Source organism: Streptomyces sp. NPDC057854, assembly GCF_042797055.1.
Taxonomy (GTDB): Bacteria; Actinomycetota; Actinomycetes; order Streptomycetales; family Streptomycetaceae; genus Streptomyces.
The window spans coordinates 207,478-231,745 of record NZ_JBHVMF010000005.1; the positions used below are offsets into that span (position 1 = coordinate 207,478).

Sequence of the window (24,268 nt, forward strand, 5' to 3'; positions counted from 1 at the left end):
CCGGTCGGTCACTGGGCACCGTAAGTATTCGGATCCGTTTGTACGGACAGCACGCGGCCCGGGCCGCCGCCATCCACTCGGATGGCGGCATGCCCGGGCCGGGGGGTCACGCCGTGAGGGCGTCGCGACCGGGCGGGATCAGAGCTTCGTCCAGGCCTCGGTGAGGGTGGCGCGGAGGATCTGCTCGATCTCGTCGAACGTGGACTGGTCCGAGATCAGCGGCGGAGCCAGCTGGATGACCGGGTCGCCGCGGTCGTCGGCCCGGCAGTACAGGCCGTTGTCGAACAGCGCCTTGGAGAGGAAGCCGTACAGGACGCGCTCGGTCTCCTCGTCGTTGAAGGACTCCTTGGTGGCCTTGTCCTTGACGAGCTCGATGCCGTAGAAGAAGCCGTTGCCGCGGACGTCGCCGACGATCGGCAGGTCGTGCAGCTTCTGCAGCGTCGACAGGAAGTTGCCCTCGTTGTCGAGCACGTGCTGGTTGAGCTTCTCCTTCTCGAAGATGTCGAGGTTGGCGAGGCCCACGGCCGCGGAGACCGGGTGGCCGCCGAAGGTGTAGCCGTGCAGGAAGGTGTTGTCGCCCTTGTAGAACGGCTCCGCCAGGCGGTCGGAGATGATGCAGGCGCCGATCGGGGAGTAGCCCGAGGTCATGCCCTTCGCGCAGGTGATCATGTCCGGCACGTAGCCGAACTTGTCGCAGGCGAAGGTGGTGCCGAGGCGGCCGAAGGCGCAGATGACCTCGTCGGAGACGAGCAGCACGTCGTACTTGTCGCAGATCTCGCGGACCCGCTGGAAGTACCCGGGCGGCGGCGGGAAGCAGCCGCCGGCGTTCTGCACCGGCTCCAGGAAGACCGCGGCGACGGTGTCGGGGCCCTCGAAGAGGATCTGCTGCTCGATCTGGTCGGCGGCCCAGCGGCCGAAGGCCACCGGGTCGTCGCCGAAGAGCGGCGCGCGGTAGATGTTGGTGTTCGGGACCTTGTGGGCGCCGGGCACCAGCGGCTCGAACGGGGCCTTCAGGCCCGGCAGGCCGGTGATGGACAGCGCGCCCTGCGGGGTGCCGTGGTAGGCGACCGCGCGGGAGATGACCTTGTGCTTGGTCGGCTTGCCGGTCAGCTTGAAGTACTGCTTGGCGAGCTTCCAGGCGGTCTCGACCGCCTCGCCGCCGCCGGTGGTGAAGAAGACCTTGTTGAGGTCGCCGGGGGCCTCGTTCGCGAGGCGCTCGGCCAGCTCGACGGCCTTCGGGTGGGCGTAGGACCACACCGGGAAGAAGGCGAGCTCCTGGGCCTGCTTCATGGCGGTCTCGGCCAGCTCGGTGCGGCCGTGTCCGGCCTGCACCACGAACAGGCCGGCGAGGCCGTCGAGGTACTTGCGGCCCTTGTCGTCGTAGATGTAGGTGCCCTCACCGCGGACGATGGTGGGGACGGGGCTGTTCTCGTACGACGACATGCGGGTGAAGTGCATCCACAGGTGGTCGTAGGCGGACTTCGAAAGGTCGCTGCGGTCCTGGCTCACGGCTATCGGGTTCCCCACATGTAGGTCTGCTTCTTGAGCTTCAGGTAGACGAAGCTCTCGGTGGAGCGCACGCCGGGGAGCGTGCGGATCCGCTTGTTGATCACTTCCAGAAGGTGGTCGTCGTCCTCGCAGACGATCTCCACCATCAGGTCGAACGAGCCCGCGGTCATCACCACGTACTCGCACTCGGGCATGTCCGTCAGCGCCTCCGCGACCGGATCCAGGTCACCCTCGACGTGGATGCCGACCATCGCCTGTCGCCGGAGGCCCACGGTGAGCGGGTCGGTGACGGCGACGATCTGCATGACGCCCTGGTCGAGGAGCTTCTGGACGCGCTGCCGCACGGCCGCTTCGGAGAGGCCGACGGCCTTGCCGATGGCGGCGTAGGGACGGCGGCCGTCCTCCTGGAGCTGCTCGATGATCGCCAGGGAGACGGCATCGATCGTCGGGGACGAACCGGTTCCGGTTCTGGAGTCTGTGCTTCGACTGGCCACGTCTTCACTGTGCACCGAGATGCGCAGTCGCGCAACCCCAGAGCGATGTAATTCGTTGTCTCGGGCCCGTGACGGAACTGAATCCGAAGTGGAGGGCCCTCGGGGCTGTTGAAAGCGTCAGCCGAACCAGTAGGCTGAGACGTCTCACCCATCGGGACGTCGCACAAGGTCGTGCGAAGACAGAACGTGACAGGAGGGGTGGCAAGTGACCACCGAGCTGCGCCGGCTGCGCAACTACATCGACGGGGAGTTCCGCGACGCGGCCGACGGCCGCACCATCGAGGTGATCAACCCGGTCACCGGCGAGGCGTACGCGACCTCCCCGCTCTCCGGCCAGGCCGACGTCGACGCCGCCATGGAGGCCGCCGCGGCCGCCTTCCCCGCCTGGCGCGACACCACGCCCGCCGAGCGCCAGAAGGTGCTCCTCAAGATCGCCGACGCCTTCGAGGAGCGCGCCGAGGAGCTCATCGCCGCCGAGGTCGAGAACACCGGCAAGCCGGTCGCCCTCACCGCGAGCGACGAGATCCCGCCGATGGTGGACCAGATCCGCTTCTTCGCGGGTGCCGCCCGGCTGCTCGAAGGCCGCTCGGCCGGCGAGTACATGGAGGGCATGACCTCGATCATCCGCCGCGAGCCGGTCGGCGTCTGCGCGCAGGTCGCGCCGTGGAACTACCCGATGATGATGGCCGTGTGGAAGTTCGCCCCGGCCCTCGCCGCGGGCAACACGGTCGTCCTCAAGCCCTCGGACACCACCCCGGCGTCCACGGTCCTGATGGCCGAGATCATCGGCTCGATCGTCCCCAAGGGCGTCTTCAACGTCATCTGCGGCGACCGCGAGACCGGCCGCGCCATGGTCGAGCACCCGGTCCCGGCGATGGCCTCCATCACCGGCTCCGTCCGCGCCGGCATGCAGGTCGCCGAGTCGGCGGCCAAGGACGTCAAGCGCGTCCACCTGGAGCTGGGCGGCAAGGCCCCCGTCGTGGTCTTCGAGGACACCGACATCGACAAGGCCGTCGAGGACATCTCCGTCGCCGGCTTCTTCAACGCCGGCCAGGACTGCACGGCCGCCACCCGCGTGCTCGTCCACGAGTCCATCCACGACGAGTTCGTCGCCGCCCTCGCCAAGGCCGCCGCCGAGACGAAGACCGGTCAGCCGGACGACGAGGACGTGCTCTACGGCCCGCTGAACAACGCCAACCAGCTGAAGCAGGTCGCCGGCTTCATCGACCGCCTCCCGGCCCACGCCAAGGTGGAGGCGGGCGGCCACCGCGTCGGCGACAAGGGCTACTTCTACGCCCCGACCGTCGTCTCCGGCCTCAAGCAGGACGACGAGATCGTCCAGAACGAGGTCTTCGGCCCGGTCATCACCGTCCAGTCCTTCGCGGACGAGGCCCAGGCCCTGGAGTACGCGAACGGTGTCGAGTACGCCCTCGCCTCCTCCGTCTGGACCAAGGACCACCAGCGCGCCATGCGCATGTCCCGCTCGCTCGACTTCGGCTGCGTGTGGATCAACACCCACATCCCGCTGGTCGCCGAGATGCCGCACGGCGGCTTCAAGAAGTCCGGCTACGGCAAGGACCTCTCCGCGTACGGCTTCGAGGACTACACGCGCATCAAGCACGTGATGACCTCGCTGGGCTGAACCCCCCGGTAGGCCCGCGTACGGCCCCGGCACCGCCGATCCGATGATCGACAAGGTGTCGGGGCCGTGCCGTGCCGCTCGACGGAGCGTCCATTGCGGGGTCCCGGCGGCGGGCGCGAAGCTGCGCGGGTGAGAGCGATAGCCAGGAACCCCCTTCCGCGCCGGTCCCTCCTCCGCGGCCTCGGCGCCGCCGGAGTCGGCGGCCTGCTCGCCGCCTGCGGCGTGAAGCCCGCCTACGTCGCCGAGGGCGACCGGGCCGGCCGCGACCTGTCCGACCGCGAGCGCAGCGTCACCTTCGCCAACTGGCCGCTCTACATCGACACCGACGACGACGATCCGCAGCGGCGGCCCACGCTCGACGCCTTCCGGAAGCGCACCGGGATCTCCGTCCGCTACACCGAGGAGATCAACGACAACGACGAGTTCTTCGGCAAGGTCGGCCCCGCCCTCATGAACGGCCAGGCCACCGACCGCGACCTCGTCGTCGTCAGCGACTGGATGGCCGCCCGCTTCGTCCGCCTCGGCTGGGTCCAGAAGATGGACCGCGCCGCCCAGCCGCACGTCGCCGGCCGGCTCGACCCCCAGCTGCTCCGCCCCGCCTTCGACCCCGGCCGGCTCCACGCCGTGCCCTGGCAGTCCGGCATCACCGGCATCGCCTACAACCGGCGCGCGCTCGGCCGGGAAATCCGCTCCACCCGCCAGCTGTGGGACGCCGACCTGCGCGGCAAGGTGACGCTGCTGTCCGGCCTCGACGAGTCCATCGCCCTGCTCATGCGGGGCAACGGCGCCGACATCACCCGCTGGACGCAGGACGACTTCGGCGCCGTGTGCGACCAGGTCGAGAAGCTGGTGCGGGAGAAGCACATCCGCCGCTTCACCGGCAACGACTACATCAAGGACCTGTCGAGCGGCGACGTGCTGGCCTGCCAGGCGTACTCCGGCGACGTCATCCAGCTCCAGGCCGACAACCCCGACATCGCGTTCGTCGTCCCCGAGGAGGGCGGCGAGCTGTGGGCCGAGTCGCTGATGATCCCCAACCTCGCGCGCCACAAGGCCAATGCCGAGAAACTGGTCGACTACTACTACGAGCCCGAGGTGGCCGCCGAACTCGCCGCCTGGGTCAACTACGTCTGCCCGGTCCCGGCCGCCCAGGCCGTCCTCGCCGACTCCGGCGACGAGGAACTGGCCGCGCTCGCCGAGGACCCGCTGATCTTCCCCGACCGGGAGATGCGCGGCCGGCTCGCCGTCGCCCGGGACATCACCTCGGCCGAACGCCCGGCCATGGCCAAGCGCTGGAACTCCCTCGTGGGCCTGTGAGCGGAGCGGCCGCCAGGCGCCGGCTCGTCAAGCGGCTGGAGGCCGCCCGGGGCGGTGTCACTCCGACGGCAGTCCGTACGTCGCCAGCATGAGCTCCAGGGCCGTGCGGTTCATCCCCTCGCCCTTCGCGTCCGTCGCGTTGACGCTGTAGACCAGGGTCCGTTCCCCGTGCCGGGTCGACGCGACGGCCGTGTTGTAGCCCCACCGGCCGCCCGTCTTGCCCCACACCTCGCGCCCGCCCAGCCGCTTCACCGACAGGCCGGCGGAGTACGCCGCCGGCTCGCCGGACCCGAAGTCGGTCACCTCCGGCAGCGTGAACATCTCCTCCAGCAGCGGACCGCGCACCACCCGCCCCGCGAACAGGGCCCGGGTGAACCGCTCCAGGTCCGCCGTGGTCGACACCAGGTCGCCGGCCGCCCAGCCGTCCGTGACCCCCCACTCCGACACGTCCCGCAGCCCCGTGGTCCCGTCCTCCCGCCGCATCAGCTGGTAGCCGTGGTTGTACGACCCCCGGATCACGGTCTCCCGGCCGGGCGCGTAGGTGTCCCGCAGGCCGAGCGGGCGCAGGATCCGGCGCTCCAGCTGCTCCTCGTACGCGTCGCCCGTCACCCGCTCCACGATCAGCCCGGCGATCGTGTAGCCGATGTTCAGGTAGTGCTGGCGGGTCCCGGGGCGGAACTCCCGCGCCTTCGCGGTCGCCCGGCGGACCATCTCCTCCGGCTCGTGCACCTCGAAGCGGCGCTCGTACCACTCCTCCACGGTGCCGCCCGGCAGGCCCGCCGCCGGGATGCCGTGCGTGTGGTTCAGCAGCTGACGGACCGTCACCGTCGCGTAGCGGCCCGGGATCAGCTCCGGCAGGTACGAGCGGGCGGTGCGGTCCAGGTCGATCCGGCCCTCGGCGGCCAGCTGCAGCACGGTCGCCGCCGTGAACACCTTCGTCACCGAACCGGCCCGGAACCGCCCCGCCGGATCGGCCGGCGCCCCCGACTCCAGGTCCCGCACCCCCGCGCCGCCCGCCCAGCCGCCCTCGGTGCCGCCGACCCGGACCAGCGCCGCCGTCGCGTCGGCGCGCGGCAGCCCGGAGATCACCGCCGACAGATCGGGACCCGCCGTCGCCGCCGCGGCGGGCGGGACCGGCGCCGCGACGGCGGGGGAGAGGGCGGACGGACCCGCGGCCACACCCAGGACGAGGGCGGTGGCGAGCAGGGCGCGGGCGGACTTCTTCATGGTCAACTCCCGTGGGACGAGCCGTTGTTCTCGACGGCTCCATCCTGCTGAGCGGCGGCGGCCGGCGGATCGCCCGCACCGGCGGACCCGCCCCGCCCGCCCCTCGCCGGAGCGGGGGAGGTCAGCCGCCCGCGCCTCCCCCGCGCGGGGGAGGGCCCGGCGTCACCAGGCCCGTCTCGTACGCGCAGATCACCGCCTGGATCCGGTCCCGCAGCCCCAGCTTCGCCAGCACGTTGCCCACATGGGTCTTCACCGTGTGCTCCGAGACCACCAGCTCCGCCGCGATCTCCGCGTTCGACAGGCCCCGCGCGAGCAGCAGCAGCGTCTCCCGCTCCCGGCCCGTCAGCACGTCCAGCCGCGGGTCCGGCGCCGCAGGCCGCTGCGGGCCGCCCGCCGTGTACTGCTCCACCAGCCGCCGGGCCACCGACGGCGCGAGCAGCGAGTCGCCCGCCGCCACCACCCGGACCGCGTGCACCAGGTCGTCCCGGCGCACGTCCTTCAGCAGGAAGCCGCTCGCCCCCGCGTGCAGCGCCTCGTACACGTACGCGTCCGAGTCGAAGGTCGTCAGCATCACCGTCCGGCAGGCGCTCTCCGCGGTGATCGCCCGGCACGCCTCGATCCCGTCCAGCCGGGGCATCCGGATGTCGAGCAGCGCCACGTCCGGCCGGTGCCGCCGCACCGCCTCCACCGCCGCCGCCCCGTCGGCCGCCTCGGCCACCACCTCGATGTCGTCCTGGACGTCGAGGATCAGCGCGAAGCCGCTGCGCACCAGTTCCTGGTCGTCGGCCACCACCACCCGGATCACCGCGCACCCCCTTCCGCCGGCGCGGGCACGGGCAGGTCCACCCGCACCTCGAACCCGGTGCCGCCCGGGCCCGGGCCCGCCGTCGCCGTCCCGTCGTGCGCCGCCGCCCGCTCCCGTATCCCGGCCAGTCCGTGCCCGGCGGCGCGCCCTGGGGACGGCCGGGGACCCCGCCCGTCGTCGCGCACCAGGACGGTGACCCGGCCGGGGGAGCGGTCGACCCGGACCGTGGCGGTACGGGCCCTGGCGTGCCGCACCGTGTTGGTCAGCGCCTCCTGCACGATCCGGTACACCGTCGCCGCGAGCCCCGCAGGCAGCCCCGCCACCTCCCCCGAGGTCTCGTACCGCACCTCCAGACCGCCGGCCCGCACCCGCTCCAGGAGCGCGGGCAGCTCCTCGGGACCGGGCTGCGGTGACCGGCCCGCGCCGCCGTCCTCGTCCCGCAGCACCCCCAGCATCCGCCGCAGCTGGTCCATCGCGTCCCGCCCCGTCGCGGAGATCGCCTCGAACGCCGCCTCCGCCCGCTCCGGCGCCTTCCGCACCGCCACCGGACCCGCCTCCGCCTGCACCACCATCAGGCTCACCGCGTGCGCCAGGATGTCGTGCATCTCGCGGGCGATCCGCGCCCGCTCCCGGGCCGCCGCCCGCTCCGCCTCCACCGCCTGCGCCCGCTGCCGGGCGTCGGTCAGCCGGCCCGAGACGTAGGCCGCCGCGAACACGAAGAGCGAGAAGGTCAGTTCGCGCGCCGACCGCGAGTTCAGCCACACCGACACCGGCACCGAGACCAGCATCAGCACCCCCGCCACCGCCCGCTGCCCCGCAGGCGCGAGCGCCGCGACCGCGTGCAGGCACACCAGCCCCTGGTACGGCAGCGGCTGCCCCGGCCCGTCCACCGCCAGCCGGTACAGCCCGCTGGTGGCCAGCACCGCGAGCAGCACCGCCATCGGCGCCCGCCGCCGCCACACCAGCGGCAGCACGGTCAGCGTCGTCAGCCCGTACGCCTCCCAGGTCGCCGGCGGCAGCTCCGGCCCGCGCGGCACCACGAACGGCATCGTCACCGCCGCCTGCACCAGCAGCGCCAGCCCCGCGTCCACCGCCGCCGGATGCGCGGCGCCCCACTCGCGGGCCTGCGCCACCCCCCGTATCCGCATTACGGCTTGCGGCCCACCGCGCCGAACTGGGCCACCACGGCGGCGTCCGGAGCGCCCCAGCGGGCACACGAGACGACGCCCGGCTCCAGCAGCTCCAGGCCGTCGAAGAAGGACGCGAACTCCTCGCGGGTGCGGGCGGTGATCGGCGGGGTGGCGTTCTCGTTCCAGAACGCCATCGCCGCCTCGTTGCCCTCGCCGCCCAGCTCCGGGTCGAGCGTCGGATGGGTGAGCACCAGGTGGCTGCCGGAGGGCACCGCCGCCATCAGGGTGCGGACGATCGACCGGGCCTCGTCCGTGTCCAGCACGAAGTTGAGCAGGCCGAGCATCAGCACCGCCACCGGACGGGACAGGTCCAGGACCTCGCCGGCCGCCGCCACGATCTTCTCCGGCTCGTGCGCGTCCGCGTCGACGTACTCGGTGACGCCCTCGGGGGAGCTGGTCAGCAGCGCCCGGGCGTGGGTGAGGACGATCGGGTCGTTGTCGACGTAGACGATCCGGGCGTCCGGCACGACCCGCTGCGCCACCTCGTGGGTGTTGTCGGCGGTCGGCAGGCCGGTGCCGATGTCGAGGAACTGGTGGGTCCCCCCGGCGGCCAGCCGGGTCACCACCCGGCCGAGGAACGCCCGGTCCGCGCGGGCCACTTCGCCGATGCTCGGGTGGAACGAGACGACCTGGTCGCCGACGGCGCGGTCGACGGGATAGTTGTCCTTGCCGCCCAGCCAGTAGTTCCACACCCGGGCGTTGTGGGCGATGTCGGTCCGGATCCGGTCGTTCATCAGGGAGCCTTTCGCAGGACGGCGGCGAGGACGTCGACCCGGTTGGTGGTGATCGAGTCGACCCCGTTCGCGATCAGCCTACGCATGGTCCTGCGGGTGTCCGGCGTCCAGGCCGAGACGAGCAGCCCGTCCCGGTGCACCCGCTCGGCCAGCGCCGACCCCACCAGGCCGAAACGGTAGTTGAGCCACTTCGGGCGGACCGCGTCGAGCAGCACCTTGCGGGGCGGGGCCAGCGACGTCCAGGTGAGCGCGATCTCCGCGTGCGGGTCGGCCGCCCGCACCTGGAGCATCGCGACCGCGCCCGCGCAGTAGAAGACGCGCTCGCCGGCGCCGGCCTCGCGGACCGCGCCGACGATCTTCCGGACCGACGCCTCGTTCCCGCCCGGCAGGTCCAGCATCAGCCGGCGCTCCCCGGCGGCCCGGAGCGCGTCGCGGAGCGTCGGCACCCCGCCGCCGGTGAGGGTCCGCACCTCGGCGTGGGTGAGCGAGGAGAGCCGCCGGTCGTGGCCCCACAGGCGCTTCAGGGTGTCGTCGTGGAGCAGGACGGGCACCTCGTCCTTCGTGAGCCGGACGTCGACCTCGACCGCGTCCGCACCCCGCTCGAAGGCGGAGCCGATCGAGGCGAGGGTGTTCTCCCGGGCGCGGTACGGGTCGCCGCGGTGGCCTACGACAGTGACAGATCGCATGGGGCCCATTCTTCGCCGGGGCTCAGCGCGCCAGCCAGTCCTCCGTGTACGTGTCGATCTCGGCGGCCAGCCGCCGCTTGCCGGCCGGGTCCAGGAAGGACGCCTCGACGGCGTTCTTCGCGAGGGCCGCGAGCCCCCGCTCGTCGAGGCCGAGGAGGCGGGCGGCGACGGCGTACTCGGTGTTGAGGTCGGTGCCGAACATCGGCGGGTCGTCGCTGTTGACGGTGACCAGCACGCCCGCGTCGGCCATGGCGCGGATCGGGTGCTCGTCCAGGGTGGCCACCGCCCGGGTCGCGATGTTGGAGGTCGGGCAGACCTCCAGCGCGATCCGGTGCTCCGCCAGGTACGCCAGCAGCTCCGGGTCCTGGACGGAGCTGGTGCCGTGGCCGACGCGCTCGGCGCCCAGGTCGCGGATCGCGTCCCAGACGGTCTGCGGGCCGGTCGTCTCGCCGGCGTGCGGCACCGAGTGCAGCCCGGCCGCCCGGGCCCGGTCGAAGTACGGCTTGAACTGCGGGCGCGGCACCCCGATCTCCGGGCCGCCGAGGCCGAAGGAGACCAGGCCCTCGGGGCGGACGCCGTCCGCGGTGGCGAGCCGCGCGGTCTCCTCGGCGGCCTCCAGGCCGGCCTCGCCGGGGATGTCGAAGCACCAGCGCAGCACGGTGCCGAACTCGGCCTCCGCCGCCGTGCGGGCGTCCTCGATCGCCGCCATGAACGCCCGCTCGTCGATGCCGCGGCGGGTGGACGAGTACGGGGTGACGGTCAGCTCCGCGTAGCGGATGTTCTGCCGGGCCATGTCCCGGGCGACCTCGAAGGTCAGCAGCCGGACGTCCTCCGGGGTGCGCACCAGGTCCACGACGGACAGGTACACGTCGATGAAGTGCGCGAAGTCGGTGAAGGTGAAGTAGTCGGCCAGCGCCTCCGGGTCCGTGGGGACCTTGGAGTCCGGATGCCGGGCGGCCAGCTCGGAGACGATCCGGGGGGAGGCGGAGCCCACGTGGTGGACGTGCAGCTCCGCCTTGGGCAGGCCCGCGATGAAGGGGTGGAGGTCGGTCATCGGGTCATCGTAGGCCGGGCGCCCGCGGGCCGGACGGCACGCCGTAGCATGACGGGACCACGGAGGGAGCCCCGCATGTCCGACACCGCCGATCCGAGCCCGCAGGACCGGGGCATGAACGACCCGTGGGCCCCGCCGGAGCGGTCCGAGGCCCGGGTGCGGCCGGCGAAGCGGGCCCCGGCGGACCGCCCGGTCCACGAGCAGCCCACGATCACCTCGATACCCACCGGCGAGGCGGCCGGCGCCGAGCTGCCGCCGCCTCCGGTCGCCCCCGGCGGCCCCGCCGCGTACGGGACGCCCGCGCCGCCGGCCGGGTACGGCCCCCCGGCCGCTCCGGCGGGCTACGGCTACCCGGGCCCCGGCGCCGGCGCCCCGACCGCGTACGGCTACCCGGCCGCGCCCGTCGCCTCCTCGTACGGCTACCCGCCGGCCGCCCCGCTGCCCTACGGCCCGGCGCACGGCCAGAACAACGGCATGGGCACGGCCGGCATGGTGCTGGGCATCATCGGGACCTGCGTGTTCTGGTTCTACGGCGTCCCGTCGATCGTGCTCGGCGTCCTCGCCCTGATCTTCGGCATCCTCGGCCGCAAGCGGGCCGGCCGGGGCGAGGCGAGCAACGGCGGCGCCGCCACCGCCGGCATCGTCCTCGGCGTGATCTCCACCGTCCTCGGCGCGGCGGTCATCGCCCTCGTCGTGTGGGCGGTCACCAGCTACGGCGAGTACGAGGAGACCGACGGGGGCGTCCGGACCTCAGCGGTCCTCACCGTCGGCGACCGGGGCTGAACCCGCCCCCGCCCGCAGCCGCTCCCGCGCCTCCATCAGCGCGAAGCCCAGCAGGTTGAGCCCGCGCCAGCGGGCCGGGTCGGCGGCGCCGGGGTCGCCGGCGGCGAGCCCGATGCCCCACACCCGGTCCAGCGGGCTCGCCTCCACGAGCACCCGGGAACCGGTCCCGAGCAGGAAGTCCCGCAGCCCCGGGTCCGAGGCGAACTTGTGGACGCTGCCGGCCACCACGATCCCGGCGCGCTCCCGAGCCCACACGGTCTCGTCGAAGCCGCGGACCAGCCGGCCGGCGTTCTTCGCCTCGGCCGGGGTGCGGGCGGCGAGCACCGTCCGCTCCGCCTCCGCGTCGCCGAAGAGGCGCGCCTTCTCCGCCATCATCCAGTGCTCGGCCGTCGCGTAGCGCACGCCGTCCACCACGAAGGGCGACGGCCACCACTGGCTCAGACAGCTCTGCGTGAGCCGTCCGTCGGGGGCCGGCCGGTGGCCCCAGAAGTGCAGCCACTTCACCCGTTCACCCCTGCTGACCTGCTCCGTCAGCGCCTCGATGGTCATCATGCACGCGAGTCTGGCAGGCGCGACCGACACTCCGTACGGAGATTTTCCCGGGACCTCGACACTTGGTCGACCGAATCCGTCGAGTAACCAAAAGGCAACAACGGAATCACTTGTTCGAGCCTGACCCCTCTGTCAGGATCGGCACTCAATTCGAGCTGGGACAACGGAGAGCGTCATGGGCAACCGCTTCCAGGCGACGGACCGCTTCGCGGACGGCGCGCAGTACATCGGCGGACGGCTCCGCCCCGGGACCTCGGGCCGGACGCACAGCGTCGTCGCCCCCGCCACCGGCGAGACCGTCCTCACCTACACCCTCGCCTCCACGGCGGACGTCGACGAGGCGGTGGCCGCCGCCAAGGCCGCCTTCCCCGGCTGGGCGGGCGCCACCCCCGGGGAGCGCTCCGACGCCCTGCACCGGCTGGCCGGCATCCTCGCCGAGCGGGCCGAGGACTTCGCCCGCGCCGAATCCGTCCAGTGCGGCAAGCCGATCCGGCTCACCACCGAGTTCGACGTGCCCGGCACCATCGACAACACCGCCTTCTTCGCCGGCGCGGCCCGCCACCTCCAGGGCCAGTCCGCCGGCGAGTACTCCGGCGACCACACCTCGTACGTGCGGCGCGAGCCGATCGGCGTGATCGGCTCCATCGCCCCCTGGAACTACCCGCTCCAGATGGCCGCCTGGAAGATCCTCCCGGCGATCGCGGCCGGCAACACCATCGTCCTGAAGCCGGCCGAGCTGACCCCGCTGACGTCCCTGATGTTCGCCCAGGCGGCCACCGACGCGGGCATCCCCGACGGCGTCGTCAACGTCGTCACCGGCTCCGGCCGGGTGGCCGGCGAACACCTCGTCGGCCACCCCGACGTCGCCATGACCTCCTTCACCGGCTCCACCGCCGTGGGCAAGCGGGTCGCCGAGGTCGCCACCGCCACGGTCAAGCGGCTCCACCTGGAGCTCGGCGGCAAGGCGCCCTTCGTCGTCTTCGACGACGCCGACCTGGAGGCCGCCGCCCACGGCGCCGTCGCCGCCTCCCTCATCAACACCGGCCAGGACTGCACCGCCGCCACCCGCGCCTACGTCCAGCGCCCCCTCTTCGACGCCTTCGTCCAGCGCGTCGCGGAGCTCATGGAGACCGTCCGCCTCGGCGACCCCGGCGACCCCGCCACCGACCTCGGCCCGCTGGTCTCGCACGTCCAGCGCGACCGGGTCGCCGGCTTCGTCGAGCGGGCCCGCGGCTGCGCGACCGTCGTCACCGGAGGCGAAGCCCCTGGTGGAGAGCTCAAGAACGGCGCATACTATCGGCCCACCCTGATCACCGGCGCCGCTCAGGACAGCGAGGTCGTGCAGTCGGAGATCTTCGGACCGGTCCTGGTGGCCCTGCCCTTCGACACCGACGACGAGGGCATCCGGCTCGCCAACGACACCCCGTACGGCCTCGCCGCCTCCGCCTGGAGCCGCGACGTCTACCGGGCGAACAGGGCCACCCGCGAGATCAAGGCCGGCTGCGTCTGGGTCAACGACCACATCCCGATCATCAGCGAGATGCCGCACGGCGGATACAAGGCGTCGGGCTACGGAAAGGACATGTCCTCCTACTCCTTCGAGGAGTACACGCAGGTCAAGCACGTGATGTTCGACAACACGGCGGTGGCGGCCAAGGACTGGCACCGCACGATCTTCGGGGACCGATAGCAGCCAGCCGCCCGACCAGCGGCGCAACCATCCCGAAAGGGCACAGCGCATGGAGCAGTACGAGCCCGACCGCCTGTCCGCCGCGCAGCTGGCGGCGATCCGGCGCAGCATGACGAGCGGCCGCGGCGCGCTCAGCCGCCGCTCGCTGCTGCGGGCCGGCGGCGTGGGCGCGCTCACGGTCGGCGGCCTGGCCGGCCTCACCGCCTGCGGCATCCCGCCGGCCAAGCGGGAGGGCGAGGGCCCGGCGTCCACCGACTTCTCGGCCAAGGAGAAGACCCTCGCCTTCTCCAACTGGACCGAGTACATGGACGTCAGCGAGGACGAGAAGTCCCGCCCCACCCTGGACGCGTTCACCGAGCGCACCGGGATCAAGGTCAAGTACACCGAGGACATCAACGACAACGTCGAGTTCTTCGGCAAGATCAAGCCGCAGCTCGCGGCCGGCCAGGACACCGGCCGCGACCTGATATGCGTCACCGACTGGCTCGCCGCCCGCATCATCCGGCTCGGCTGGGCGCAGAAGCTCGACCCGGCGAACCTGCCCCACGCCTACGCCAACCTCTCCGCCCAGTTCCGCCGCCCCGACTGGGACCCGGGCCGCGCCTACTCGTACCCGTGGACCGGCATCTCCACCGTCATCGCCTACAACGTGAAGGCGACCGGCGGGAAGAAGATCGAGTCGGTCAGCCGGCTCCTCGACGACCCCGCGCTCAAGGGCCGGGTCGGCTTCCTCACCGAGATGCGCGACACGATCGGCATGACCCTGCTCGACCTCGGCAAGGACCCGGGCGACTTCACCGACGCCGACTTCGACGCGGCGATCGGCCGCCTCCAGAAGGCCGTCGACAAGAAGCAGATCCGCCGCTTCACCGGCAACGACTACACCTCCGACCTGGACAAGGGCGACATCGCCGCCTGTCTCGCCTGGGCCGGCGACATCATCCAGCTCCAGGCGGACAACCCGGACATCCAGTACACGATCCCGGACGCCGGCTACATCACGTCCACGGACAACCTGCTCGTCCCCGCCAAGGCCCGGCACAAGGCCAACGCCGAGAAGCTCATCGACTTCTACTACGAGCTCCCCAACGCCGCCCAGCTCGCCGCCTACATCAACTACGTCTGCCCCGTCGACGGCGTGAAGGACGAACTGGCCAAGATCGACCCCGAGCTCGCGGCCAACACCCTGATCCTCCCCGACAAGGCCATGGCCAAGAAGTCCCGCGCCTTCCGCTCGCTGACCGGCGAGGAGGAGACGGCGTACGAGGAGAAGTTCGCCAAGCTCATCGGCGCCTGAGCCGTCGTCCACCCCCTCACCACGATCCGGGACCGCAACCCATGACTGACAAGACCACCGGCGGCGACGTCCGACTCACCGGGATCAGCAAGACCTACGGCTCCTTCACGGCCGTCCACCCGCTCGACCTCACCGTGCCGCAGGGCTCCTTCTTCGCCCTCCTCGGCGCCTCCGGCTGCGGCAAGACCACCACCCTGCGCATGATCGCCGGCCTGGAGGACCCCTCCACCGGCACGGTCTTCCTCGGCGACAAGGACGTCACCGACCTCCCGCCGTACAAACGGCCGGTCAACACCGTCTTCCAGTCCTACGCGCTCTTCCCGCACATGGACATCTCCGAGAACATCGCCTTCGGCCTGCGCCGGCGCGGCATCAAGTCGGTGAAGAAGCAGGTCGACGAGATGCTGGAGCTCGTCCAGCTCGGCGACAAGGCGAAGCACAAGCCGCACCAGCTCTCCGGCGGCCAGCAGCAGCGCGTCGCCGTCGCCCGCGCCCTCATCAACCACCCGCAGGTGCTGCTCCTCGACGAGCCGCTCGGCGCCCTCGACCTCAAGCTGCGCCGCCAGATGCAGCTGGAGCTCAAGCGGATCCAGACCGAGGTCGGCATCACCTTCGTGCACGTCACCCACGACCAGGAGGAGGCCATGACGATGGCCGACCAGGTCGCGGTCATGAACGGCGGCCGGGTCGAGCAGCTCGGCGCCCCCGCCGAGCTGTACGAGAACCCGCGGACCACCTTCGTCGCGAACTTCCTCGGCACCTCCAACCTCATCGAGGCCGAGGTCGTCGAGACGGGCGCGGACGTCGTCGTCACGGCCGGCGGCGGCAAGCTCCGGGTCCCCGGCGACCGCTGTACCGACGCCGTCCGCCAGGGCGGCAAGCTCCTCGTCGGCGTCCGCCCGGAGAAGATCTCGCTGACGCACGCCGACGACGCCGGAGAGATCCCGGACGGCCGCAACCGCGTCACCGGCCGCATCGCCGACTCCTCCTTCATCGGCGTCTCCACCCAGTACGTGGTGAACTCGCCGGCCGGCGCCGAACTCCAGGTGTACGAGCAGAACATCGAGCGCGACGCCCGCCTCCGCCCCGGCGCCGAGGTCGTCCTGCACTGGAACCCGGCCCACACCTTCGGCCTCGACGCCGCCCAGGACATCGACGCGGGCGTGGAGACGGTGGAGGACGCCTCGTGACCGCCACCCTCACGAAAGAGGCCCCGGGGCCGGTCGAGGAACCGGTGCTGCGCAAGCCTCCGACCCGCAAGCGGCTCGTCCCCTACTGGCTGCTGCTCCCCGGCATCCTGTGGCTGCTGGTCTTCTTCGCCCTGCCGCTCGTCTACCAGGCGTCCACCTCGGTGCAGACCGGCTCCCTCGAAGAGGGCTTCAAGGTCACCTGGCACTTCCCGACCTACCTGGACGCCTTCGCCGAGTACTGGCCGCAGCTGCTGCGCTCGCTGCTGTACGCCGGCACCGCGACCTTCCTGTGCCTGCTGCTCGGCTACCCGCTGGCGTACCTCATCGCCTTCAAGGCCGGCCGCTGGCGCAACCTGCTGCTCGTCCTGGTGATCGCGCCCTTCTTCACCAGCTTCCTCATCCGGACCCTGGCCTGGAAGACGATCCTCGCCGACGACAGCCTCGTGGTCGACGCGCTGGGCGCGCTGCACGTCCTCGACGTGACCAGCTGGCTCGGCTGGACCGACGGCGACCGGGTGCTCGCCACCCCGATGGCGGTCGTCTGCGGCCTCACGTACAACTTCCTGCCGTTCATGATCCTGCCCCTCTACACCTCCCTGGAGCGGATCGACGGCCGGCTGCACGAGGCCGCCCAGGACCTCTACGCCTCCCCGGCGACCACCTTCCGCAAGGTGACCTTCCCGCTGTCGATGCCCGGCGTCGTCTCCGGCACCCTGCTCACCTTCATCCCGGCGAGCGGCGACTACGTCAACGCCGAACTGCTCGGCTCCACCGACACCAAGATGATCGGCAACGTCATCCAGTCGCAGTTCCTCCGCGTCCTCGACTACCCGACGGCCGCCGCCCTGTCCTTCATCCTCATGGCGATCGTGCTGTTCATGGTCACCGTCTACATCCGCAAGGCGGGAACGGAGGACCTCGTCTGATGACCTGGCTGCGCAAGAACCTCGTCGTCATCGCGGGCCTGCTGACGCTCGCGTACATGATCCTGCCGAACGTCGTGGTCATGGTGTTCTCGTTCAACAAGCCGAACGGGCGCTTCAACTACTCCTGGCAGCAGTTCTCCCTCGACGCCTGGAAGGACCCCTGCGGCGTCGCCGACATGTGCGAGTCGCTGACGCTCTCGCTCCAGCTCGCCGCCTGGGCCACGGTCGGCGCCGTCGTCCTCGGCACCATGATCGCCTTCGCGCTGGTCCGCTACCGCTTCCGGGCGCGCGGCGCGATCAACTCGCTGATCTTCCTGCCGATGGCGATGCCCGAGGTCGTGATGGCCGCCTCGCTGCTCACCCTCTTCCTCAACATGGGGATCGAGCTGGGCTTCTGGACGGTCCTCATCGCCCACATCATGTTCTGCCTGTCGTTCGTCGTGACGGCGGTCAAGGCCCGGGTCATGTCCATGGACCCGCGCCTGGAGGAGGCCGCCCGCGACCTCTACGCGGGCCCCGCGCAGACCTTCCTGCGCGTCACCCTGCCGATCGCCGCGCCCGGCATCGCCGCCGGCGCGCTGCTCGCCTTCGCGCTCTCGTTCGACGACTTCATCATCACCAACTTCAACGCGGGCTCCACCGTGACCTTCCCCATGTTCGTCTGGGGCTCGGCCCAGCGCGGAACCCCCGTTCAGATCAACGTCATCGGCACCGCGATGTTCGCCCTCGCGGTACTGATCGTCGTGGCCGGCCAGATCATCACGAACCGGCGCAGGAAAACAGCAACAGCCTGAGCGAAGGCCGTCTCAGGCACCGAAGGAGTTGGAAACCATGGCCCCAGTCGCCATGCGTCTCGCTGCACGATCTCTCTCCGACGCCCAGCCCGTCCCCTTCTGGCTGGAAGACCCCGGCAAGCCCGGCGCCCTGCCCGCCCTCACCGGCACCGAGAAGTGCGACCTCCTGGTGATCGGCGGCGGTTACAGCGGACTGTGGACCGCGCTGCTCGCCAAGGAGCGCGACCCCGCCCAGGACGTCGTGCTCATCGAGGGCCGCGAGGCGGGCTGGGCCGCCTCGGGCCGCAACGGCGGCTTCTGCGCCGCCTCCCTCACCCACGGCTTCGGCAACGGCCTCGCCCGCTGGCCGGGCGAGCTGCCGAAGCTGGAACGGCTCGGCGCGGCCAACCTCGACGCCATCGAGGAGGCCGTTGCCCGCTACTCGCTGGACTGCGAGTTCGAGCGCACCGGCGAGATCGACGTGGCCACCGAGGCGTACCAGGTGGACGAACTCCACGCGTGGTACGAGGAGGCCGAGCGGCTCGGCCTCGCCGGCGGCCTCACCCTCCTCGACCAGGACGCCGTCCGGGCCGAGGTGAACTCGCCGACCTTCCGGGGCGGCCTGTGGGACCGCGACGGCGTCGCCATGCTCCACCCGGCGAAGCTCGCCTGGGGCCTCAAGCGCGCCTGCCTCGACCTCGGCGTCCGGATCTTCGAGAACACCCCGGGCCTCGACCTGGTGTCGGCCGGCTCCGGCATGGCCGTCCGCACCCCGTACGGCCGGGTCGCCGCCCGCCGGGTCGCCCTCGGCACCAACGTCTTCCCCTCGCTGGTCAAGCGGCTGCGCCCGTACACCGTCCCGGTCTACGACTACGCGCTGGTCACCGAGCCGCTGACCGACGAGCAGCTGGCGTCGGTCGGCTGGAAGAACCGGCAGGGCCTCGGGGACTCCGCCAACCAGTTCCACTACTTCCGGATCACCGCCGACCACCGGATCCTCTGGGGCGGCTACGACGCCATCTACCGCTTCGGCGGCAAGGTGCAGGCGGAGATGGACCACCGCCCGGAGACGTACCTGAAGCTGGCCGAGCACTTCTTCACCTGCTTCCCGCAGCTGGAGGGGGTCCGCTTCAGCCACGCCTGGGGCGGCGCGATCGACACCTGCTCGCGCTTCTCGGCCTTCTTCGGCACCGCCCACCAGGGCAAGGTGGCGTACGCGCAGGGCTACACCGGGCTCGGTGTCGGCGCGACCCGCTTCGGCGCCGAGGTGATGCTCGACCTGCTCGCGGGGGAGCGCACCGAGCGCACCGAGCTGGACATGGTCCGTTCCAAGCCGCTGCCGTTCCCGCCGGAGCCGATCGCCTGGGCCGGCATCGGGATCACCAAGTGGTCGCTGGCCCGCGCCGACGCCAACGGCGGGCGGCGGAACCTGTGGCTCAAGGCGATGGACAAGCTGGGCCTCGGCTTCGACAGCTGACCGCACACCGGCCAGTGTGATTCAGATCACAACCGGTGGGTAGGGAAACCCGCGTAAGAGCGGGGGACCCTCGCGCTCTCTCCGTGTGGACGCGCACTCCGCGCGTCCCCATGGAGAGGAGTACGCACGATGACAGCTACGGGGGCCTCCGGCGTCAAGGCCGCGGTGGAATGGCTGGCCGCGGTCGCGCCGGATCCGGACGCCTGCCGCTGGGAGTGGGAGCGCAACCCCCACGGGGTCGCCCTGCTGCCCGCCGGCCGGCGCTGGGACGTGCTGATCCTGCCGGGCGAGCTCGGCCATCCCACCCTCGACGTCCTGACCCGCCTGGTCGACCGGCCGGGCCCGGTCCTCGCCGACTTCGGCGACTCCCGGACCGGCTTCTTCGTCCCGCCCGGCACGGCCGCCCGCTGGCTCGGCACCGGGGTCCGCGGCGCCGGCCCCGGCACCTGGATCGTCGTCCCGTACCCGGGGCGGCTGACCGGGGGAGTGCGCTGGCTGGTGCTGCCGGACGGGCGGGGCACCCTCACCGACCCCTCGCTGCTCGAACTCGCCATGCACGAGGCCGCGGGCGAGCTGGCCCGCGCGCAGCCGCCCGGAGGGAAGGCCTCCTGACGCCCCCCTCCCCAACCCCCGTGTCACCGAGAGGTCTTGACCACTCGATTGGTCTGGACCATGCTGTGCCGCGCTCCACTCCGATCCCCCACCCCCGGAGGCAGTCGTGGACCGCACCAGACCTCTCACCCTGCTGCTGGCGGGCGCGCTCGCCGTCGGCGGCCTCGCCGCGCTCACCCCGGCCGCCCAGGCCGCCGACACCGAACTCGCCCGCAACGGCGGCTTCGAGGCCGGCCTGGACGGCTGGACCTGCACGGCGGGCAGCGGCGCCGCCGTCGGCACGCCCGTCCGCAGCGGGACCAAGGCGCTCCAGGCCACCCCCGCCGGCGGCGACAACGCCAGGTGCTCCCAGACCATCACGGTCAAGCCGAACGCCGCGTACACGCTCAGCGGCTGGGTCCGCGGCAGCTACGTCCACCTCGGCGTCACCGGCACCGGCACCACCGACGGGTACGCCTGGACCCAGTCCGCCCCCGACTGGCAGAAGCTCACCAAGACCTTCACCACCGGCGCGAACACCACCTCCGTCACCGTCTACACCCACGGCTGGTACGGCACCCCCGCCTACCAGGCCGACGACCTCTCGCTGTACGGCCCCGGCGGCGACCCGGTCCAGATCCCCGCCGTCCCGACGGGCCTCACCGCCGGCAGCCCGACCGCCACCTCGGTGCCGCTCAGCTGGCCCGCGGTCGCGGGAGCCACCTCGTACCGGATCTACCGCGGCGGCACCGCCGTCGGCACCGCCACCGGCACCTCGTACACCGCCACCGGCCTCGCCCCGGACACCGCGTACAGCTTCCAGGTCTCCGCCGTGAACAGCGCCGGCGAGTCCGCCCGGTCCACGGCCGTCACCGCCACCACCACCTCCGGCGGCGGCAACCCCGGCGGCCAGCTGCCCGCCCGCGCCCTCGTCGGCTACCTCCACGCCAGCTTCGCCAACGGCTCCGGCTACACCCGGATGGCCGACGTGCCCGACTCCTGGGACGTCATCAACCTCGCCTTCGGCGAGCCGACATCGGTGACCTCCGGCGACATCCGCTTCAGCCTCTGCCCGCAGACCGAGTGCCCCAACGTCGAGTCGCCCGCCGACTTCAAGGCCGCCATCAAGGCCAAGCAGGCCGCCGGCAAGAAGGTCCTCATCTCCATCGGCGGACAGAACGGCCAGGTCCAGCTCGCCACCACGGCCGCCCGCGACGCCTTCGTCACCTCCGTCTCGAAGATCATCGACGAGTACGGCCTCGACGGCCTCGACATCGACTTCGAGGGCCACTCGCTGTCGCTCCAGACCGGCGACACCGACTTCCGCAACCCCACCAGCCCGGTGATCGTGAACCTGATCCAGGCGGTCAAGACCCTCAAGGCCAAGTACGGCTCCCGGTTCGTCCTGACCATGGCCCCCGAGACCTTCTTCGTCCAGCTCGGCTACCAGTTCTACGGCTCCGGCCCCTGGGGCGGCCAGGACCCGCGCGCCGGCGCGTACCTCCCCGTCATCCACGCCCTGCGCGACGACCTGACGCTGCTCCACGTCCAGGACTACAACTCCGGCCCGATCATGGGCCTCGACAACCAGTACCACTCCATGGGCGGCGCCGACTTCCACATCGCCATGACCGACATGCTGCTCGCCGGCTTCCCGGTCGCCGGCAACGCCGACCGCTTCTTCCCCGGCCTCCGCCCCGACCAGGTCGCCATCGGCCTCCCCGCCTCCACCCAGGCGGGCAACGGCCACACCACCCCCGCCGAGGTGAACAAGGCCCTGGACTGCCTCACCAAGAAGCAGAACTGCGGCACCTACCAGACCCGCGGCACCTGGTCCTCCCTGCGCGGCCTGATGACCTGGTCGATCAACTGGGACCGCTTCAACAACTGGGAGTTCAGCCGGAACTTCGACGCGTACCCCTGGAGCTGACCACCCCGAGGACGAGGAACCCCAGGCAGAGACTGGCCAGCACGTCCAGCGGCCAGTGGAAGCCCCGCAGCACCAGGCCCGTCCCCGTCACCGCCGTCAGCACGGCGGCGACGGGGACCAGCCGCCGCGACACCAGGTAGGCGGCGCCGAAGTACGCCACCATCGCCGTCGCCGTGTGACCGGACGGGTAGTAGCCGTGCGCCCACGGCTCCAGCGGACCGGGCCGGGCCGTCCACTCCTTCAGCGGGACGACGAGCAGCGGTACGCAGGCCATCGCGAGCACCGCGAAGAGCGCCTGCCGCCGCCGGCCGCGCCAGACGGCGTACGCCGCCGCGGCGGCCAGCACGGGAAGCGCGACCGTCAGGTTGCCGAGGTCGGAGGCGAGTTCGGAGAGGCGCCGCGGGACCGTGTCCACCAGCGAGCGGGACACCCGCTCGTCGAGCCTGGCCAAGGGGCCGTGGACGAGCACCTGCCAGGTCACGACGGCGAGGGCGACGAGCGCCGAGAAGAGAGCCGGCCGCCCTGGAACAGGGGGGGTGGTTCCGGGGCGGCCGAGGGGATCGGGCTGCCGCGCGCCCCGGGGGGTGTGGGGCGGGCGGCCATCCGATCGGTGAGGAGTCCCGGGGCACGAGGCCCCGGAGGTGTGCGCTGCGGCACGGTGCGGGCGGGGCTGGGGAGGCTCCGCCCTGGGTGTTTCTCTCATCTGGAGAAGACCGTACGGCACGAAGAAGGGGACCGACAGCGGGAAACGCATCCCGCCATCGGCCCCCCACAGAGTCTTCACACCGTGTGGGCCACGGCCGTCGCTCAGAGCGCGGCGAGCGCCGACTCGATGACGTCCAGACCCTCGTTGAGCAGGTCCTCGCCGATGACCAGCGGCGGGAGGAAGCGGAGTACGTTGCCGTAGGTGCCGCAGGTCAGGACCAGGACGCCCTCGTTGTGGCAGTACTTGGCGAGCGCGGCGGCGGCCTCGGCGGCCGGCTCCTTCGTCACCGGGTCCTTGACGAGCTCGATGGCGATCATGGCGCCGCGGCCGCGGATGTCGCCGATGACCGGGAACTTCTCCTGCATCGCGGTGAGGCGGCCCTTCATGACCTCCTCGATGCGCTTCGCCTTCGCGTTGAGGTCGAGCTCCTTCATCGTCTCGATGGCGCCGAGCGCACCGGCGCAGGCCACCGGGTTGCCGCCGTAGGTGCCGCCCAGACCGCCGCCGTGGACGGAGTCCATGATCTCGGCGCGGCCGGTGACGGCGGCGAGCGGCAGACCGCCCGCGATGCCCTTGGCCGTGGTGATGAGGTCCGGGACGATGCCCTCGTCCTCGCAGGCGAACCACTGGCCGGTGCGGCAGAAGCCGGCCTGGATCTCGTCGGCGACGAAGACGATGCCGTTGTCGTTGGCGAACTTCACGATCGCCGGCAGGAAGCCCTTGGCCGGCTCGATGAAGCCGCCCTCGCCGAGGACCGGCTCGATGATGATCGCGGCGACGTTGTCGGCGCCGATCTGCTTGGTGATCTGGTCGATCGCCTGGGCGGCGGCCTCCGGACCGGCGTTCTCCGGGCCGGTCGGCCAGCGGTAGCCGTAGGCGACCGGCACGCGGTACACCTCGGGCGCGAACGGACCGAAGCCCTGCTTGTACGGCATGTTCTTGGCGGTGAGCGCCATCGTCAGGTTCGTCCGGCCGTGGTAGCCGTGGTCGAAGACGACGACGGCCTGGCGCTTGGTGTACGAACGGGCGATCTTGACGGCGTTCTCGACGGCCTCGGCGCCCGAGTTGAACAGCGCCGACTTCTTGGCGTGGTCGCCCGGGGTCAGCTCGGCCAGCGCCTCGCAGACCTCCACGTAGCCCTCGTACGGGGTCACCATGAAACAGGTGTGGGTGAAGTCCTGCAGCTGCGCGGACGCGCGGCGCACGACGGCCTCGGCGGAGGCGCCCACGGAGGTCACGGCGATGCCGGAACCGAAGTCGATCAGCAGGTTGCCGTCGACGTCCTCGATGATGCCGCCGCCCGCGCGCTTGGTGAACACCGGCAGCGTGGACCCCACGCCCCCGGCGACGGTGTCCAGCCGGCGAGCCTGAAGCTCCTGCGACTTCGGACCGGGAATAACGGTGACGACGCGCCGCTCCTGCGGGACAGCGTTCATGCGGGGCTCCTGGGGTGATCTGGACGCTCTTGCGGGTTTCCTCCGCAGGCTAGGCGGGGGGAAGGGTCCCGGGCATGCGCCGATCGGGAGTGTTGCCGGCGTGTCGTTGTCCGGGATGGACAGGCCGCCCGGAGGGCCCGCTTTCACCGCCGCGCTCCCGGACGCATCCGGCGAAACCCTTCCGGGACGCCCGGCGCCCATTAGATTGACGCTGGCACAGAGGCGGCGACCTGGCTGGTCAGGGGGCAGGGGTTCATGG

General features: G+C 71.8%; 22 protein-coding genes. 11 read left to right on the forward strand and 11 right to left on the reverse strand.

All coding sequences use genetic code 11. The features are described from left to right. Positions 1-138: 138 nt before the first annotated feature. Both ACFVQZ_RS10375 and ACFVQZ_RS10380 read right to left on the reverse strand, forming a co-directional pair. A complete protein-coding gene (locus ACFVQZ_RS10375) occupies positions 139-1,527 on the reverse strand; it encodes an aspartate aminotransferase family protein (RefSeq protein ID WP_383620978.1) in 1,389 nt (462 codons plus the stop codon). Then, positions 1,512-2,003 carry an Lrp/AsnC family transcriptional regulator gene (locus ACFVQZ_RS10380; RefSeq protein ID WP_234338256.1) on the reverse strand — a complete coding sequence of 164 codons (492 nt, stop codon included), beginning with the start codon at positions 2,001-2,003 and terminating at the stop codon, positions 1,512-1,514. The genes ACFVQZ_RS10375 and ACFVQZ_RS10380 overlap by 16 nt, the downstream gene beginning before the upstream one ends. A 205-nt stretch (positions 2,004-2,208) precedes the next feature. Here ACFVQZ_RS10380 and ACFVQZ_RS10385 point away from each other — a divergent pair, with 205 nt between their 5' ends. Both ACFVQZ_RS10385 and ACFVQZ_RS10390 read left to right on the forward strand, forming a co-directional pair. Next, positions 2,209-3,645, forward strand: coding sequence for a gamma-aminobutyraldehyde dehydrogenase (locus ACFVQZ_RS10385; RefSeq protein WP_030497448.1), 1,437 nt, complete (start codon positions 2,209-2,211; stop codon positions 3,643-3,645). Between the two features lie 129 nt (positions 3,646-3,774). Next, complete coding sequence (locus ACFVQZ_RS10390; RefSeq protein ID WP_383620980.1) at positions 3,775-4,962, forward strand: spermidine/putrescine ABC transporter substrate-binding protein; 1,188 nt, start codon at positions 3,775-3,777, stop codon at positions 4,960-4,962. 57 nt (positions 4,963-5,019) lie between these two features. Here the strand turns inward: ACFVQZ_RS10390 and ACFVQZ_RS10395 are convergent, their stop codons facing one another. The 6 genes from ACFVQZ_RS10395 to ACFVQZ_RS10420 all read right to left on the reverse strand — a co-directional run bounded on the left by ACFVQZ_RS10395 (position 5,020) and on the right by ACFVQZ_RS10420 (position 10,658). Next, a complete protein-coding gene (locus tag ACFVQZ_RS10395) occupies positions 5,020-6,189 on the reverse strand; it encodes a serine hydrolase domain-containing protein (RefSeq protein WP_383620982.1) in 1,170 nt (389 codons plus the stop codon). A 121-nt stretch (positions 6,190-6,310) separates the two neighbouring features. Then, the gene (locus ACFVQZ_RS10400) at positions 6,311-6,994 is read right to left on the reverse strand and encodes a response regulator (RefSeq protein ID WP_383620984.1); all 684 of its coding nucleotides are present in this window, start codon (positions 6,992-6,994) and stop codon (positions 6,311-6,313) included. Next, positions 6,991-8,142 (reverse strand): sensor histidine kinase, encoded by a 1,152-nt coding sequence (locus ACFVQZ_RS10405; protein WP_383620986.1) that lies wholly within the window; start codon positions 8,140-8,142, stop codon positions 6,991-6,993. Before ACFVQZ_RS10405 ends, ACFVQZ_RS10400 begins: the two co-directional genes overlap by 4 nt. Next, on the reverse strand, positions 8,142-8,918 hold the full coding sequence (locus ACFVQZ_RS10410) for an SAM-dependent methyltransferase (protein WP_383620988.1): 777 nt from the start codon (positions 8,916-8,918) through the stop codon (positions 8,142-8,144). The genes ACFVQZ_RS10405 and ACFVQZ_RS10410 overlap by 1 nt, the downstream gene beginning before the upstream one ends. Then, on the reverse strand, positions 8,918-9,604 hold the full coding sequence (locus ACFVQZ_RS10415) for a glycerophosphodiester phosphodiesterase (RefSeq protein ID WP_051788312.1): 687 nt from the start codon (positions 9,602-9,604) through the stop codon (positions 8,918-8,920). Before ACFVQZ_RS10415 ends, ACFVQZ_RS10410 begins: the two co-directional genes overlap by 1 nt. A 22-nt stretch (positions 9,605-9,626) precedes the next feature. Next, complete coding sequence (locus tag ACFVQZ_RS10420) at positions 9,627-10,658, reverse strand: adenosine deaminase (protein WP_383620990.1); 1,032 nt, start codon at positions 10,656-10,658, stop codon at positions 9,627-9,629. A 75-nt stretch (positions 10,659-10,733) separates the two neighbouring features. Between ACFVQZ_RS10420 and ACFVQZ_RS10425 the strand changes: the two genes are divergently transcribed. Continuing rightward, complete coding sequence (locus ACFVQZ_RS10425) at positions 10,734-11,441, forward strand: hypothetical protein (protein WP_383620992.1); 708 nt, start codon at positions 10,734-10,736, stop codon at positions 11,439-11,441. Here ACFVQZ_RS10425 and ACFVQZ_RS10430 read toward each other — a convergent pair. Next, the gene (locus ACFVQZ_RS10430) at positions 11,409-11,993 is read right to left on the reverse strand and encodes an NADAR family protein (RefSeq protein ID WP_383620993.1); all 585 of its coding nucleotides are present in this window, start codon (positions 11,991-11,993) and stop codon (positions 11,409-11,411) included. The two genes, ACFVQZ_RS10425 and ACFVQZ_RS10430, sit on opposite strands and share 33 nt — an antisense overlap. A 175-nt stretch (positions 11,994-12,168) precedes the next feature. Between ACFVQZ_RS10430 and ACFVQZ_RS10435 the strand changes: the two genes are divergently transcribed. From ACFVQZ_RS10435 to ACFVQZ_RS10470, 8 genes are all read left to right on the forward strand, one after another. Continuing rightward, positions 12,169-13,683, forward strand: coding sequence for a gamma-aminobutyraldehyde dehydrogenase (locus tag ACFVQZ_RS10435; protein ID WP_383620995.1), 1,515 nt, complete (start codon positions 12,169-12,171; stop codon positions 13,681-13,683). A gap of 49 nt (positions 13,684-13,732) precedes the next feature. Then, positions 13,733-14,980 (forward strand): spermidine/putrescine ABC transporter substrate-binding protein, encoded by a 1,248-nt coding sequence (locus ACFVQZ_RS10440; protein WP_383620997.1) that lies wholly within the window; start codon positions 13,733-13,735, stop codon positions 14,978-14,980. 41 nt (positions 14,981-15,021) lie between these two features. Beyond that, positions 15,022-16,170 (forward strand): ABC transporter ATP-binding protein, encoded by a 1,149-nt coding sequence (locus ACFVQZ_RS10445; RefSeq protein WP_383620999.1) that lies wholly within the window; start codon positions 15,022-15,024, stop codon positions 16,168-16,170. Continuing rightward, a complete protein-coding gene (locus ACFVQZ_RS10450) occupies positions 16,167-17,096 on the forward strand; it encodes an ABC transporter permease (protein WP_383621001.1) in 930 nt (309 codons plus the stop codon). The genes ACFVQZ_RS10445 and ACFVQZ_RS10450 overlap by 4 nt, the downstream gene beginning before the upstream one ends. Next, positions 17,096-17,890: an ABC transporter permease gene (locus ACFVQZ_RS10455; RefSeq protein ID WP_030497462.1), complete on the forward strand. Its 795-nt coding sequence runs from the start codon at positions 17,096-17,098 to the stop codon at positions 17,888-17,890. Before ACFVQZ_RS10450 ends, ACFVQZ_RS10455 begins: the two co-directional genes overlap by 1 nt. Positions 17,891-17,927: 37 nt before the next feature. Continuing rightward, positions 17,928-19,346 carry an FAD-dependent oxidoreductase gene (locus ACFVQZ_RS10460; RefSeq protein ID WP_081959574.1) on the forward strand — a complete coding sequence of 473 codons (1,419 nt, stop codon included), beginning with the start codon at positions 17,928-17,930 and terminating at the stop codon, positions 19,344-19,346. Positions 19,347-19,475: 129 nt separating this feature from the next. Next, complete coding sequence (locus ACFVQZ_RS10465; protein WP_383621003.1) at positions 19,476-19,958, forward strand: hypothetical protein; 483 nt, start codon at positions 19,476-19,478, stop codon at positions 19,956-19,958. 106 nt (positions 19,959-20,064) lie between these two features. Then, positions 20,065-21,867 carry a chitinase gene (locus ACFVQZ_RS10470; protein WP_383621005.1) on the forward strand — a complete coding sequence of 601 codons (1,803 nt, stop codon included), beginning with the start codon at positions 20,065-20,067 and terminating at the stop codon, positions 21,865-21,867. Here ACFVQZ_RS10470 and ACFVQZ_RS10475 read toward each other — a convergent pair. Beyond that, a complete protein-coding gene (locus ACFVQZ_RS10475; protein ID WP_081959576.1) occupies positions 21,833-22,570 on the reverse strand; it encodes a phosphatase PAP2 family protein in 738 nt (245 codons plus the stop codon). The genes ACFVQZ_RS10470 and ACFVQZ_RS10475 overlap by 35 nt on opposite strands. A 104-nt stretch (positions 22,571-22,674) precedes the next feature. Continuing rightward, positions 22,675-24,009: a 4-aminobutyrate--2-oxoglutarate transaminase gene (gene gabT / locus ACFVQZ_RS10480; RefSeq protein WP_383621007.1), complete on the reverse strand. Its 1,335-nt coding sequence runs from the start codon at positions 24,007-24,009 to the stop codon at positions 22,675-22,677. Positions 24,010-24,268 lie beyond the last annotated feature (259 nt).